This is a genomic window from Sutterella sp. AM11-39, assembly GCF_003472385.1.
Taxonomy (GTDB): domain Bacteria; phylum Pseudomonadota; class Gammaproteobacteria; order Burkholderiales; family Burkholderiaceae_F; genus Duodenibacillus; species Duodenibacillus intestinigallinarum.
Map to the genome: position 1 here is coordinate 1 of NZ_QRLV01000002.1, position 15,422 is coordinate 15,422.

Genomic DNA, 15,422 nt, shown 5'->3' on the forward strand with positions numbered 1-15,422 from the left:
CATTTCGTCTTGTCAAGAGCTTTTCGAAAATTTTTTGTTTTCTTTTCGCTCTTTATTGAGAAACGTAGCCTCTCAATAAAAAAAGCTTCCTGCCGGAAGCCTTTTGGATTTTGGTTGCGGAGGGAGGATTTGAACCTCCGACCTTCGGGTTATGAGCCCGACGAGCTACCGGACTGCTCCACCCCGCGATCCGTATTTCATCTCGCCATTGACTAGCGAGACTGTGGATATTAAAGAGGTTTCTTCTTGTTGTCAAGTCTTTTTCTCAAAAAACTTGAATTTCCTCTCGCCTCCTCTGGACCGTCCATATGTTTTTCCTTTCATTTCAGGCTGTTAGCTTCTGAGTCTTTTATTATCCCACCTCTTAGCACTCCTCCTTCAAGTCGGTTTTCTGCCGATTTTTTGCCCGATTTCAGCAGCCTCGGTAAAATTAAGGATTACGGTCGCGACCGATGCAATTGTTCGGCCTCTTATATAAGGAGGATGACGGAGAGCGGCGCGCCGCACACCTTTTTTCATCAACGGCAAATCTTCCAACAGGCAACAATGCTATACAAACTCGCCAAAAGCATCCTCTTTCAGATGCAGCCCGAGACCGCTCACCATGTCATCATGGCCAATCTCGATTGGATCACCACGCTCGGCTTGCACAAGCTTCTTACTCACACGCCTCCCGAAGATCCCGTTGAAGTCATGGGCATTCGCTTCCCGAACACCATCGGTCTGGCGGCTGGCATGGACAAGGATGGCGAACGCGTGAGCGCTTTCGGTGCGCTTGGCTTCGGTCACGTCGAAATCGGCACTATTACGCCCGTGGCTCAGCCCGGCAATCCCAAGCCCCGCTGCTTCCGAGTCATTCCTGCCGAAGGCATCGTCAACCGCATGGGCTTTAACAACGTAGGCTGTGAACAGGTTCTGCGCAACCTCAAGAGCGCCGACGCCTTCCACCTGCGCGGCGGTGTGTTGGGCATCAACATCGGCAAGAACGCCGTGACCCCCATTGAAAACGCAATCAGCGACTTCCGCATTTGTCTGGCAAAGTCCTACGACCGTGCCGACTACATTGCAGTCAACATTTCGAGCCCGAACACCAAGAATCTGCGCTCGCTGCAAGCCGAAGCCCCGCTGCGCGAACTGCTCGGCGCTCTGCGCGACGAACGCAACCGTATCATCGAAACGGAAGGAGCTCCCTACAAGCCCATCGCCGTGAAGCTTGCTCCCGACCTTGAAAACGACGCCATCCTGCGCGCCGTTGACATCATCGTCGAACACGAGATGGACGCCGTCATCGCCACCAACACCACAATCGATCACTCCTCCGTTCAGGGACTTCCCAACTGGAACGAAACGGGCGGTCTTTCCGGTCGTCCGCTGATGGCCCGCTCCACCGAGTGCCTCGCCATGATTACCGATCACCTCAAGGGCAAGCTCCCCGTGATCGCCTCGGGCGGCGTCATGTCGGGTGACGACGCCGTCGTGAAGATGCAGGCCGGTGCAAGTCTCGTCCAGCTCTATTCCGGCTTTGTCTACCGCGGTCCGGAACTCGTGACCGAATGCGTGGAAGCCATCGCACGCTGGCGCAAGCAACAGAACGCCTGATCAACTCGATTTTTCGTTCACAAAGCCGCTCTCTCGCAAGGGCGGCTTTTTTCATTCATTTTTTCACGCTGTGGAAATTGTTCAAAAATCGAGTTTGCCTTAACCGAGATCAAAAAAGTCGTTTCCGACCTCTGCAACTCATATTCTTGGCCGAAGACACGGGCTCTTTTTTGCGCTATCGTAGCGACCTTCGATTAAATCGCATCTCGCGCCTGATGAAAATTTTTAAAGCGACATGCGAATATAGCTAGCCATATAACAACAACTTTCAAACGTCATGCAAGACCTTACACCGCTGCGTCCCGCCTTCTGGAACGTTCCCCTGTGGGCGGAAATCGGCGTATACGTCATCGGCATTGCCGCCGTCGTGCTCTGCATCGCCGGCATCGTGCGCGCCGTCAAGCAACGTCAAGCCACAACTCAACCCGAACCCCTTGCCGATCGCAACGCCCGGCTTGGCCGCACTCTTCTTGAAGTGTTCTGGCAAAAACGCATTCGCGACACCGCCGCCGGTAAAAATCACTTCGTGCTGTTCTGGGGATTCATCTTTCTTTTCTTCGGTACCGCCATTGCTACCATCGATTGGGACATTGCCTGGCTTGTCTTCGGCAAACGCATCCTGTCGGGCAATATCTACCTTGCCTACAAATTCGTTCTTGATCTCGCAGGACTCCTTGCCCTCATTGCTCTTGGTTTTAGCTTTTGGCGCCGCTTTATTTCACACGACCCCAAAGTCGAAGCCAACTGGCGTTTCGCCCTGGTGCTTGGCAGCCTCGCCTTCATCATTCTCACGGGTTTTTTACTCGAAGCGCTGCGTCTTGCCGTTCAGCAGCCGCAATGGGCCGGCGTGAGCTTCGTGGGCAACGCCCTCGCACAGATTTTCATCGGCACTGACCCCGAAACGCTCAAGGTCTACCACACCTTCATCTGGGTTATTCACGGTCTGGCCTCCCTGGGATTTATCGCCTCCATTCCGCTGACCTATTACGCACACCTCTTCAAGACCCCGACTTCGATCTACGTCAAGAAACCCGAACCGCGCGGTGCGCTTGCCAAAATCGAAGACATTGAAGAACAGGAACGTTTCGGCATTTCCGAATTCAGCCAGTTCGGTCGCATTGATCGCATCCGCTTCGACGGCTGCACCGAATGCGGACGCTGCACCTCCGTGTGTCCGGCTGCCGCCTCGGGTGCACCTCTGGATCCCAAGGCTCTCATCTTATCGCTCAAGGCCCGCATGAACGGCATTGATGCCGACAAGCCTCTGATCGACGGCATTGTTTCCAAGGACGCCCTTTGGAGCTGCACCACTTGCGGCGCCTGCACCAAGGTCTGTCCGGCTCAGATTCCGACTCCCGACATCATCGTTCAGATGCGCCGTCATCTGGCGCTTGAAGAAGGCGACTTCCCCGAAGGTCTGGCTCAGGCTCTGGAAAACACTTCGAGCGTCGGCAATCCCTGGGGTATGGATCCCGGAAGCCGCCTGAAGTGGGCCAAGGGACTTGACGTTGAAATCGCCAAGCCCGGCGTCGAGTACGACGTGCTCTATTGGGTCGGCTGTTCGGCTAGTTACGATCGCCGTGCTCAGAAGATTGCGCGCGCTATGGTGGAAATTTTCCACGCCGCAGGCGTCAAGTTCGCCGTCATGAGTGAAGAGCGCTGCCACGGCGAATTCGCCCGACGAGCCGGCGAAGAATACTTGTTCCAAACGGCAGCGGCCGAAAACATCGAATCGCTTTCCAAGTACAACTTCAAGCAGATTGTGGCCGCCTGTCCGCACTGCTTCAACACGCTCAAAAACGAGTATCCGCAGTTTGAAGGCGGCACCTTCCCGGTCACGAGCCATGTGCAATTCATCGCCAAACTGCTCGAAGAAAAGCGCATTTCGCCCAAACTGGCGCAAGCCGGCAGCGTCACCTTCCACGACGCCTGTTATCTGGCGCGCCACAACGGAATCGGACGCGATCCTCGCACGATTCTCGAGACGATCGGCGTCAAGCTCAAGGACCCCGAAAAACGTGGCTGCAACGCTATGTGCTGCGGCGCAGGCGGAGCACAAATCTTCATGGACAAGCCTTCGCGCATCAACATCCTTCGTCTTGAGCAACTCAACAAAACCGGAACTGACGAAATTGCCGTTTCCTGCCCGCACTGCCTCACCATGCTCACGAGTGCACAGGCTCAAACCTGCGGACGGGACGAAACGCCCAAACCTGTACGTGACATCGCTGAAATCGTTGCGCAAGCTCTTACGCAATCGACCGTCAATCCCGAAAAGGAGTGCTAAGCCATGCCTTCCAAATCAGACAACGCTGAAGTTTCGAAAGCCTCCCCCAAGGACAAAATTAAGCAAGTGCAGGTGCTCGAGCGAGCACGCCGCATCCTGCGCACACTTGCCGATTGCCCGGCGCCGGTCAGTTTGCATGAAATTTCCGAGATGACCGAAATTCACATGTCGACCGTGCACCGTCTTCTGTGGAATCTCTGCCAGGACGGCCTCGTCGATCGCATGAACAACGGCCGTTGGCGCCTGGGGCTGACTTTCCTTGAATACGGCAGCCTCGTGCGCGATCGACTTGATATTCGCGAGAAAGCGATCGGCGTGATGCAGCTTTTGTTCGAGCGCACCGGTCAAACGATCAACCTCGCGATCCGCCGCAACGACTCGATCATGTACATTGAGCACGTTTATGCTCCCGGCACGGGCGTTCGTCTGGCGCGCCGCATCGGCGCCATGGCTCCCTTGCACTGCACAAGCGGCGGCAAGCTCTTTTTGAGCGATATGCCCCCCGAAGAAGTGAGCGCCTACATCAGCCGCACGGGACTGGCGCCGCGCACGCAGCACTCGATCTGCACACCCGAAAAGCTCATCATGGAAATCAACCGCGTCAAAGAGCTCGGCTGGGCCGACGACAAGGAAGAACTGGAAACAGGCATTCGCTGCATCGGCGCTCCGATTCGCGACAAGACCGGCCGCATTGTGGCCACCGTCACCGTCGCTTCGAGCATCGAAATGCGCCACAAGCCCGACTGGGTACGGCATCTTCTGAGCGCCGTCAACGCCGTTTCGGCTTCTCTGGGATGGCTTGCTCCGGACAACCGCATCTGACGTTCACAAAGACAAAACGGACGCCGGCTTTTCCGCTGCGTCCGTTCCACGATTTCAAACGGGAGTTTCTATGGCTCCCGTTTTCGTTTAAGCGTTCAGAGCACGCCGCGTTCGGCGGCTACTTCCTGCGCCACCTTCACCACGCGGCGGGCCAGAGCCGATGTCGGATCAATGATGAAGACTTCCTTGCCGGCAATCGTCATGAACCCCTCATCAAGGATAAGCGGCAGTTCGGTGCATCCCAGAATCAGCACATTGCAGCCATGCGTCTTAACGAGATACTCGGCCGCACTGCAGAGATCCTCGCGGCACACGCCGTCGGTAAAGCCCGCCTTGGCGCCCTGAGGTCCGTAAATGGCGGCCATCACGCGCGCCTGATGTTCGTCATCGGGCACGTACATGGGCATTCCCATGGCTTCGGCCTTCTGACCGTAGAGCCCGGAGCGCACCGTACCGGTCGTCGCCATCAAGCCGATCACAGCCTTGTCGCCGAACTTCTCCTGAATCTCCTGCATCGTCACCTGCTGCATATTGATGAAGGGAATGCCGACGAAGGGTTCGATCAAAGCCACAAAAGCGTGCGCAGTGTTGCACGGCACAATGATGCAGTCACAATCGTCTTCTTCAAGGCGCTTGGCACAGTTGTACATGGAAAGCGTCGGGTTGTCACCGCCTTCGAGCAAGCACTTCGTGCGATCCGGAATCTGAGGATTCTGTTCGACCACGAGCTTGAAGTGTTCCTGATCAGTCTTGGCGGGCGTCGCCTTGACAATCTTGTCGTACAGATCAACCGTCGCGGCAGGTCCCAGACCACCGATCATGCCCACTTTAAAGGGCTTGGGCAGCGGTGTGACGTCGGCGGTCAAAAGAGCCTGAGCGTACTCGGCGGCCGACAAGCGGCCCGAATCGCAGGCAGGGTCGATCAGACGCACAGTAAATTCCGTCTGCAGCTCCGCAAAGAAGCGATGAGGGCATCCGCAGGCAAAGCCGATCACGTCGGCGCCGGCTTTCTGCAGTCGCTTTACCGCATTGAAGTTGTTGATCTTGCGTGCCGCTTCCTTGAGCGCATCCGTCGCATCGGCGGGTGCCTCCACGAAGTCGCCTTCGTCGAGCAATACCGTTACGGATGCATCCTTGGCAAGAATCGCCGCCTTGATCTCAAGAGCCGTGTCGCAATGGTGGCCAACCACAAGACCGATGGTTTTCACTTTTTCTCTCCTCCAACTCTAAGAGCGCACAAACGCCGCCCGCACCCTCGTCGTCGGGCTTCGTCTGTATCCTACTGAAAGGATAACCGCTTCGCGCCGAACTGTCTTCAACGAGCTCTTCAAACTTAGAGCCTTCTTAGGGCTTCCCACTGTTTGGCGAGTCGCTTGACACTCACTGGCATCGGTGTGCGCAATTCTTGTGCAAACAACGACACGCGAAGTTCTTCAATCATCCAACGGAAATTTTCCAACCGCTCGTCGACGGAACCCTTACGGGCCGCCATCTCGCGAGCAAGGGGCACGGCAAGCTTTTGGATTTCGGCAGTGTGCCCCGCGTCACGCACCGGATCATTGCGCAGACGCTCCAGACGCACATTGATCGCCTTGACGTAACGCGGATAGTGCTTGAGGCGTTCAAACGGCATGTTCAGCAGGAAATGCGGCACAAAGAGTCCCTGCAACTGACTTTCGATGTCCTTGACCGCCTCCGGAAAGGCGCGCGCGGCCTGCAGTCTCTTGTTGAGTCCCGTGAGTTCGGCCGCCACGGTTTCCATCAGACGCAGGTACTCACCGCCGATGAGCGTCAGACGCGAGCGTGCCTCGTCCTTTTTCTGTTGAAACTGCAGCTCATTGACCGGCCAGTCGCCTTGCATCGCAGCGGTCTCGACGGCTGCTGCCGTCAAGTCCGAACGCAATTCTTCAAAGCTCTCAAAACGCTTGGCGATCGGCGCAATGACGGCACACTGCATCTGCACGCGCTGCAATCCGTTCAGATTGCGCTCCAAATAACGCACTTGTTCACGAAGTTGCAACTGAAAAAGCCGCCGCAAACCGGCGCGATGCGCCTTTCGAGCATCCTGCAAATCGTCAAACACGTCCAGAGCACACGAATCTCCCTTGTCCACCAAAGCCGGATGTCCTATCAGCGTGAGCCCCCGGCGGCGAATTTCCATGAGTTCCGGCAATTCCCCAAACGTCCAATTGGTAATGTTGTCTGTCAGGTCCGCCGAAACGGAAGCGTCGGCCTGAGCCACATTGCGGAAAGTCTCCTGCGCCTGAGTACCGAACTCGGCACGAAGCTCGGCCAAATTTCGGCCCATTCCGATCTGCCGCCCGTGTTCGTCAAGCACCTTGAAGTTCATAAACAGGTGCGGCTGCAACATTTCAAGCTTAAAGTCGGTGCGCTCGCAAGTCGTCCCGGTCTGTTCTCGAATGTCGGCAATCAACGCGTCCACTAGCGTTTTGGACTGTACCTGTACACCGCCCGTTCTCTCGAAAAATCCGTCGGCGTACTTGTCGATCGGCACACAATGGCGACGATAGCGCTGCGGCAGCGATTTGACGAGCGCTCTGACCTTTTCCTTAAGCATACCGGGCACCAGCCACTCGCAGCGCACAGCATCGATCTGATTGAGCGCGAAAATCGGCACGGCAAGCGTGACGCCGTCTCGGGGAGAACCTGGTTCGAAATGATAAGTGAGCGCCATTTCGATACCGGCAGCGCGGTAGGTCTTGGGATACCACTGCACGGTGACGCCGCTTGCGTCATGTCGCATCAGATCATCGCGCTTCATGAAGAGAACTTTCGGATTCTCTTTTTCCGCGACACGACGCCACTTTTCAAACGTGGAGCCACCCACGACCGATGCATCCAGAATCTTGTCGTAAAAGGCGTAGATCGTCTCGTCGTCAACGAGCACGTCCGGGCGACGCGTCTTGTTTTCGATCTCTTCGATTTCTCGCACCAAGCGCTTGTTGTGCGCAAAGAAAGGCGCACGCGTTTCGTACAATCCTTCGACCAGCGCCTGACGAATGAATATGTCGCGTGCCACGACCGGATCGTGCGGCGCAAATTGCACACGGCGATCGGTGTACACGGGCAAGCCGTAAAGCGTACCGCGCTCAAGCGCCACCACTTCGGCACGCGTCTTTTCCCAATGCGGCTCGCTCCAACTCTTTTTGATGAGGTGGCCGGCAGCCCTCTCAATCCATTCGGGTTCAATATCGGCCACACATCGCGCAAACAAGCGGCTTGTTTCCACCAACTCGGAAGCCATCAGCCATTTACCGGCCTTCTTTGCCAACGCAGAACCCGGCCAGACCCAAAAACGAATGCCGCGCGCTCCCAGATAGGGAGCCGCCCGCAGGTCGGCCGACAAATCACGCATACCGAGATTGCCCAAAAGCCCTGTCAGAAGAGAGGCATGCAAGGCCTCGTAGTCGGCCGGTTCCTCACTCGTCTTCCAGCCGATTTCTTCCGTGAGTTCCTTCAGTTGACGCCACACATCGCGCCACTCTCGCATACGACGAGGAGAAATGAAGTTGCGATGCAGCTTTTCGGTGAGCTCTCGATTGCTTGTCTTATTGGCGCGCTCGGTCTCGAACCAATTCCAAATGTTGATATAGCTCAGGAAGTCACTTGACTCATCGGCAAATCGTTTGTGCGCCTGATCGGCTTGCTGCTGCGCGGGAAGCGGACGTTCGCGCGGATCCTGCACGGCAAGCCCCGAAACCACCACCAATGCTTCCTTGAGTGCTCCGCGACGAGAGGCTTCGAGCAACATACGGGAAAGCTTCGGGTCAACAGGCAGGCGCGAGAGCATGCGACCGACGTCAGTAAGTTCTCCGTTTTTCTCCAACGCATGAAGTTCCGACAGAATGGCGTAACCGTCGGCAATAGCTTTGGGCGGAGGCGGCTGCACGAAATCGAAGTCACGTACGTCGCCCAACTTCAAAGCCTTCATGCGCAAAATGACGGCTGCCAGATTCGAACGCACGATTTCCGGATCGGTGTAGTCCGGGCGTCTGGCCCAATCGTTTTCGTCGTAGAGACGAATGCAGATGCCGTCGGCCACGCGTCCGCAACGGCCGGCGCGCTGATTGGCCGAAGCCTTGCTCACGGGTTCAACCAACAGCTGCTCGACCTTGTTGCGATAGCTATAGCGCTTGATGCGCGCAAGTCCCGTGTCAACCACATACCGAATGCCGGGAACCGTAATCGACGTTTCGGCCACGTTGGTAGCCAACACAATGCGCCGGACGCCGCCGCTTTTGAACACTCGTTCTTGCTCCTGCGCAGAAAGCCGCGCATACAGCGGCAATATTTCCACCAGTCCGGGGCGATTACGGGCACGAAGCACTTCGGCGGCTTCACGGATTTCGCGCTCTCCGGGCAAAAACACCAGAATGTCGCCGCGCCCGGCGATCTGCAGCTCATCACAAGCATCGGCCACGGCGTCCATCAGCGTCTTGTCGTCGGCCTCATCGGTATCGTCCACCGGACGCCAGCGAATCTGCACGGGATAGGTGCGCCCCGAGATCGTAAACACCGGTGCCGGTTTGCCGTTGATTTCAAAGTGCTTGGCAAAGCGTTCCGCATCAATTGTTGCCGAGGTGATGATGACCTTGAGATCCTTTCGCTTGGCAAGTACCCTCTTAAGGTAGCCCAAAAGAAAATCAATGTTGATGGATCGCTCGTGCGCTTCGTCGATGATGATCGTGTCGTAGCGCTTTAACAGAGGATCGGTCTGCGTTTCGGCCAGCAAAATGCCGTCGGTCATCAGTTTGATGGCCGCTCCCGGCATCGTCTTGTCGGTAAAGCGAACCTTGTATCCCACGATTTCGCCGACTTCGCTTTCAAGTTCAGCCGCAATGCGTTTGGCAATGGAACTCGCGGCAATGCGACGCGGCTGTGTGTGTCCGATCAAGCCTTTGGTTCCTCGTCCTGCCAAAAGACAGATTTTGGGCAACTGCGTCGTCTTGCCCGAACCGGTCTCGCCGCAAACGACGATGACCGGATTTTCCCGAATGGCTTTGACAAGTTCTTCTCCGTGCTCGCTCACAGGCAGACCGGGAGCAAGCGTCACGGGTTTCGTAATCGGATTGGGCGGCACAAAAGGTGAACGCCGCGTCTGGGCAACGGGCATCAATTCGCGGCGAGAGGATTCGTTCGCAGAGTCCGGCTGCACCGTTTTGAGTAGGCGCCTCTCCGATTTCATCCGCATCGGCTGTGCTTTAGATTGGTCCTTGACCTGCTGCGCTTTGCTGCTCGCACATTTCGATTCGTGTTTTCGCTCGATCAATTGTTTTTCCGGCATCTTCACAGCCTGCGGCTCACGACGCACGGCATGTGTGCGCTGCGCCGGCTTGGTTTCCGGCTTGGCAGCCGGCTTCTCGGACTCGGGTTCTTTACGGTTCTGCTGGCGTGTACTTTCTTCAAAAGCCTTCTTTACCGACGCGTCCGCGTATCGCAAGGCTGCTGCCGTAAGCTTTTTGCTGCCTGAGGAAGTGGGCACCCAAGCCTTAGTTTGAATCTGTCCTTTTTCAACAAGGCTTTTGAGTGCACCGAATGGATTGTCGTTTTGACTCATGTAGTTTGATTTTGACAGACCGCTTGAGGTCTCGTTTTTGCAATTGTTTTAGTGTGCAGACGAAGTCTACCGAAACGCCGATTCGCCTTACACCTCAACTTTAGATGCTCTTGTTTTTTTGTTAAACGTAAAACTTCGCTCAGCACTCTAAGTCTTTAGAATTTGGCAACCTAATTTCACCAATATGCTTTTTGGTTTTCACAAAAAGCGTTCGGAAACTGCCATGTCCGAAAAATACGAAACGATAGTCCCAAGCGAACCGGATGCCGGAGAGCGGCTGCAATGGGTTTCCTGGCTGCGAAGTGCAGCTCCTTATGTCCATCTGCATCACGGACGAACTTTTGTCATCAGTTTTGCCGGGGAAGTCGTTGCCGACAGGACGCTCCTCAATCATCTCGTGATGGACGTGAGCCTCATTGCCAGCATGGGAATGCGCGTTGTGCTCGTGCACGGTTCCCGCCCGCAGATTGAAGAGCTCATGAGTCTTCGCAAACTCGAAGGACAGTTTTATAAGGGTGTGCGCATCACCGGTCCTCAGGAACTTGAGTGCGTCAAGGAAGCGTGCGGCGAAACGCGCTTTGATATCGAAGCGGCCTTCTCTCAAGGTCTTCCCAATACTCCGATGCAGCACTCTCGAATCAAGGTGGTTTCGGGGAACTTTGTCACGGCTCGCCCCATGGGCATCATTGACGGGGTGGATTATCTGCACACAGGCGTTGTCCGCAAAGTGGATGCTGAGAGCATTCAGGATCTGCTCTCGCGCGGAAACATCGTTCTTGTAAGTCCGACGGGTTTTTCGCCCACAGGGGAAGCCTTCAATCTCACCACGGAAGACGTTGCTACGGCGATTGCCGTTGCAATACACGCCGACAAACTCATTTTGTCGGTCGGTGTCGACGGTGTGCGCATTCAAGGTGAAAAACAACAGGACCTCACGGCCCAGCAAGCGCAGGCCCTGATTCAGAGCAAACAAGTCGACGACGAAGACGTCTACAACCTCGGCTATGCTCTGCGGGCCATCAAGGGCGGCGTTGACCGCGTTCACATTGTGCCTTACGCCATGGACGGCGGCATTCTCACGGAACTCTTCACTCACGACGGCGTCGGCACCATGATTTCCACGGAAAACATGGAGTCGCTTCGCGAAGCCACCATTGACGACGTGGCAGCCATTGTCAAGCTGCTCGAGCCGTTTGAAGCCGAAGGCATTTTGGTAAAGCGCCCTCGCGAGAAAATCGAACGCGAAATCAGTCACTTCACGGTTCTCGAACACGACGGAATCATCTACGGCTCCGCCGCACTGTATCCTTACCCCGAAGCTGAAATCGGAGAGATGGCCGCCGTGGCCGTGCACCCGGACTATCAAGGGGCCGGAGACGGAGATCGATTACTGCGCCGTATCGAACAACGCGCTCGAGAAACCGGCCTCAAGCGCATTTTCGTACTCACCACGCGAACGGCGCATTGGTTCATTAAGCGAGGCTTTGAAGAGGCCACCGTAGAAAATCTTCCGATTGAAAAGCAACGGATGTATAACTGGCACCGCCGTTCTAAGATTTTTATAAAAACGCTTTAACAAAGAAGGAGCAAACGACTATGGCACGTACCGTGCATTGCGCAAAACTCAAAAAGGACCTCCCCGGCCTTGCCTATCCTCCCGTTCCTGGCGAACTCGGCAAGCGCATCTGGGCAAACATCAGCAAAGAAGCGTGGGACGAATGGGTAAAGCTTCAGACGATGATGATCAATGAATACGGTCTGAACTGCGCCGATCCCAATGTAAGAAAGCACCTTCTGAGCCAGTGCGAAAACTATCTTTTCGGCGACGGCGTGGATCCGATTCCCAACCACGTCCCTGTGGAATAAGCAAGACTCCGGCAAAAAGAGCGCCAGCCTGCACGGCGGCGCTCTTTTTTGCGTTCCGATTCGGATTGTTTCGATTAACGCGCCTTTTCGATCGTCTTGACGCCTTCGGACGTACCGAGCAGCAAAACGTCTGCACCGCGCGCAGCAAAAAGTCCCACGGTCACGACACCGGGCAAAGCGTTGATGGTTTGTTCCATCGCCTTGGGATTCTCAATCATGAACTGTCGGCAATCGAGAATACGGCAGCCGTTGTCGGTCGTGAAGTCACGTTCCACAGGATCGGCGCCGAGCTTACGAAGCGAACGGGCGACACTTGACACCGCCATCGGAATCACTTCCACAGGCAGCGGGAACTTACCGAGCATCTTGACGAGCTTGGATTCGTCGGCAATGCACACGAACATCTTGGCAACCGAGGCCACGATCTTTTCACGCGTGAGCGCTCCGCCGCCGCCCTTGATCATTTCGAAGTCATCGTTGATTTCATCGGCACCGTCCACATAAACGCCGATTTCCTCGACTTCGGAAAGGTCGATGACCTTGAAACCCAGTTCAAGGAGTTTCTTGGTGGAGCGCTCGGAGCTCGAAACACATGCGCTCGGGCGAATGTCGCTTTGCGCAAGCGCGTCGATGAAGCAGTCGACCGTCGAGCCGGTGCCGACACCGAGCACGTCGCCGTCCTTGACATAGTTGAGAGCCGCCTTGCCGACCAGGCGCTTGAGTTCGTTCTGATCCATTTGAAATTCTCTTTAGATGCTATGGGTGTGGATGCCGCCATTTTACCGTCCTCGAGCCTAGGTCTTTTACAATGGGAGCCTGCGGCAGCCGAAAGCAACCGGCACGTCCAATTTGTTGACAGCTTTTCTTCGTCCATGCTCAAGACCAGCAAAATCAAAGTCGACGACAAACTGCTTGAACTCATCAGCGCCGATAGTCTGCGCGTCAATCGCTTCGGCCTGTATGTGACGGTCGCGGCCATCGTCTTCATTCTGATCTTGTGCACGACGAGTCTTTGGTTTATCGACGACGAAAGCCGCAAGCTTGAAGCTTCCGCCCAGACTGCGGTCAACCAGTCGATCGCACGTCAGTTTGAAGAACGCACGCTCGCGCTTGCTCACAGCCTGGATGCACCCGCCAAACGCTTCTATCAAACAGAAGACTGCGAAGTGTTTGCCGTTGTCTTTGCGCTGCATCCGGCTCTCCGGGAAGTGGTCCTCGCACAACCCGACGGTTCCGTTCGTGCCGCCTGCCGAGGTCACCTCTACTCCGAAATGACGCCGCGCGCCGTAGGCACCAGCATTGCCGATCAGCGCGCCACTCAGGACGCCATTGCCTTCTCAATCATGAGCGAGCATCCGGTCTTCTCCGAACCGTACGTTCGACAGCACCGCATGACGACCTATGCTGACCTGGTGATTCCGATTTCAACCGGAGAAAGCGTCATCGCTTCGCTCTCGCTTACCCGTCTGCTGAGGGATCTCGTCGGCGAAGCCAATCTGCACACCGCTTACCGACTGGACATTCTGGTCGACGGCAGCAGTTTCCCGCCGAGCCTCTATGCGCCGATTCCCGAAGGCAGTGTCTCGGTCGAAACGCAGCTCTCGCCTTTACCCTACAACGTCTCCTTTATCACCACCAATACAGCGCCCAAAACCTTACTGGTGGATTCGACTCCCGCCAAAACCATCATCGTTCTCGCACTCGGACTCCTGTTTACACTCACGCTGCTCTTGCGCTATCAGATCCGTCAGATGCGCTCGGAAACGGAACTTCGCGCCCGAGTGGCCATTCAAAAAACTTTCAATGACTCGATTACGGATGGCCTGCTTGTTGTAGGGCTCACCTCGCGCGTGCTCTTTTCCAACACGGCCTTTGACAAGCTATTCGGCTACAAGGAAGAAAGTCCCGTGGGACTGTCGGTACGCGAAGCCATCGGCATATCGGTGGATGTAGTCGATCCGCAGCGCTTTCACGAGGGCAAAGTCGTTGAACTCGAATATACGGCTCGCCGCCGAGACGGCACCGAATTCGACTGCCATATTTCAGTGACGCCATTAAAACCCATTCAGGGCAGGACCAAATCCATGGGGTGGCTTGTTGCGGTAAGAGACGTTACCGAACAGCGCCGCGCTCGTCTGGCTTTAGCCACCGAGCACGAACGCACCGTGATGATGATCGAATCCATGAATGCAGCCGTAAGCGTCGTTCATCTGGAAGAAAACAACAACGAACTGTTGTACGCCAACGCGCTCTACTGCAAATACTGGGGGCAGAGTGTCGAAGGACACGTGCGCATCCGAGATCTCTTCAATCAGGCTTCCGCCGTCGGCCATACGGCCGAAATTCATGACAAGAAAAACGGTCGTTGGCTGTCGGTGACACGCAGCGTGCTGCCCTGGCCGGGCAAAGGCGCTTCGGAAATGCTCGCCGTCACGGATATCACCGACCGAAAGGAAGTCGAAAACCTGATGCAGGTACAGGCCAAGGCCGCCGAAAGCGCGTCTCACCTCATCACCATGGGCGAAATGGCAAGTTCTCTCGCCCACGAACTCAACCAGCCTTTGGCTGCGGTGCAGAACTACGCCTCCGCGACACTGACCATGATGCAAAAGGGCCGCACGAGCGAAGACCGCGTTGCCGAGGCGCTTACCAAGATCATCAACCAAACGCAGCGCGCCGCCTACATCATCCGCCGCATCCGAAGCTTTGCCAAAGCCAAAGGGGGTGAAGCCAACATCACGACCGTAACGGTCGACAAAATCGTTGCGGCCACCATGGAACTTGCCTTGATTCAGGCCAAGCGCTTCGGCATGAAAATCAAGGTTTGCGTCCTGTGTCCCGGTCACGAACTTGTGTGCGACGCCGTGATGATCGAGCAGGTTTTGCTCAATCTTCTCAAAAACGCGATGGAGGCCAGCCAGGAGACGGATTCCGAGACAGTGGAATTCACGGTGACGGCGACCGACACGCAAACCATCTTCGAAGTGGCCGATCACGGCTGCGGCATGCCGGTCGAACCCGATAAAGTCTTTACGCCATTTTTCACGACCAAGGTGACCGGCATGGGTATCGGTCTCAACATCTGCCGATCCGTAGTGGAAAGTCATCGCGGAAGAATAGTCATCTCTGAAAACGCGGGCGGCGGTACAATCTTCAGAGTGCTTTTGCCGAATTCCACCTTCGCCCCTGCCGAGACTGCGCAACAGAGCGGAGATTCAGGTACGGCAACCGATTCCAATTCGCAATAGCATATGACTGCAGCTATTGTTG

The 15,422-nt window shown here is 55.9% G+C and carries 9 protein-coding genes and 1 tRNA gene; 6 read left to right on the top strand and 4 right to left on the bottom strand.

Features of this window, described 5'->3' with window-relative positions; all coding sequences use genetic code 11:
* Nucleotides 1–111 precede the first annotated feature (111 nt).
* A tRNA-Met gene (locus DW133_RS01840) sits at nt 112–188 on the bottom strand.
* Nucleotides 189–546: 358 nt separating this feature from the next.
* Between DW133_RS01840 and DW133_RS01845 the strand changes: the two genes are divergently transcribed.
* The 3 genes from DW133_RS01845 (at nt 547) to DW133_RS01855 (ending at nt 4,708) form a co-directional block, all read left to right on the top strand.
* Nucleotides 547–1,599 (top strand): quinone-dependent dihydroorotate dehydrogenase, encoded by a 1,053-nt coding sequence (locus DW133_RS01845; protein WP_118274696.1) that lies wholly within the window; start codon nt 547–549, stop codon nt 1,597–1,599.
* Nucleotides 1,600–1,876: 277 nt separating this feature from the next.
* Nucleotides 1,877–3,886, top strand: coding sequence for a (Fe-S)-binding protein (locus DW133_RS01850; RefSeq protein WP_118274698.1), 2,010 nt, complete (start codon nt 1,877–1,879; stop codon nt 3,884–3,886).
* A gap of 3 nt (nt 3,887–3,889) precedes the next feature.
* Nucleotides 3,890–4,708 carry an IclR family transcriptional regulator gene (locus DW133_RS01855; RefSeq protein ID WP_118274700.1) on the top strand — a complete coding sequence of 273 codons (819 nt, stop codon included), beginning with the start codon at nt 3,890–3,892 and terminating at the stop codon, nt 4,706–4,708.
* Nucleotides 4,709–4,803: 95 nt separating this feature from the next.
* Here the strand turns inward: DW133_RS01855 and DW133_RS01860 are convergent, their stop codons facing one another.
* Both DW133_RS01860 and hrpA read right to left on the bottom strand, forming a co-directional pair.
* Entirely contained in the window at nt 4,804–5,916 is a 1,113-nt protein-coding gene (locus DW133_RS01860; RefSeq protein WP_233542077.1) for an amino acid racemase, read from the bottom strand.
* Between the two features lie 125 nt (nt 5,917–6,041).
* Nucleotides 6,042–10,286, bottom strand: coding sequence for an ATP-dependent RNA helicase HrpA (gene hrpA, locus DW133_RS01865; protein WP_118274702.1), 4,245 nt, complete (start codon nt 10,284–10,286; stop codon nt 6,042–6,044).
* 223 nt (nt 10,287–10,509) lie between these two features.
* Here hrpA and argA point away from each other — a divergent pair, with 223 nt between their 5' ends.
* Nucleotides 10,510–11,862 carry an amino-acid N-acetyltransferase gene (gene argA, locus DW133_RS01870; protein ID WP_118275172.1) on the top strand — a complete coding sequence of 451 codons (1,353 nt, stop codon included), beginning with the start codon at nt 10,510–10,512 and terminating at the stop codon, nt 11,860–11,862.
* 20 nt (nt 11,863–11,882) lie between these two features.
* The gene (locus tag DW133_RS01875; protein WP_118274704.1) at nt 11,883–12,152 is read left to right on the top strand and encodes an oxidative damage protection protein; all 270 of its coding nucleotides are present in this window, start codon (nt 11,883–11,885) and stop codon (nt 12,150–12,152) included.
* Nucleotides 12,153–12,226: 74 nt separating this feature from the next.
* On the opposite strand, the gene rpiA is transcribed toward DW133_RS01875, so the two are convergent.
* On the bottom strand, nt 12,227–12,889 hold the full coding sequence (rpiA, locus tag DW133_RS01880; protein WP_118274706.1) for a ribose-5-phosphate isomerase RpiA: 663 nt from the start codon (nt 12,887–12,889) through the stop codon (nt 12,227–12,229).
* Nucleotides 12,890–13,024: 135 nt separating this feature from the next.
* On the opposite strand from rpiA, the gene DW133_RS01885 reads away from it, so the two are divergent.
* The gene (locus DW133_RS01885; protein WP_158571088.1) at nt 13,025–15,400 is read left to right on the top strand and encodes a PAS domain-containing sensor histidine kinase; all 2,376 of its coding nucleotides are present in this window, start codon (nt 13,025–13,027) and stop codon (nt 15,398–15,400) included.
* Nucleotides 15,401–15,422 lie beyond the last annotated feature (22 nt).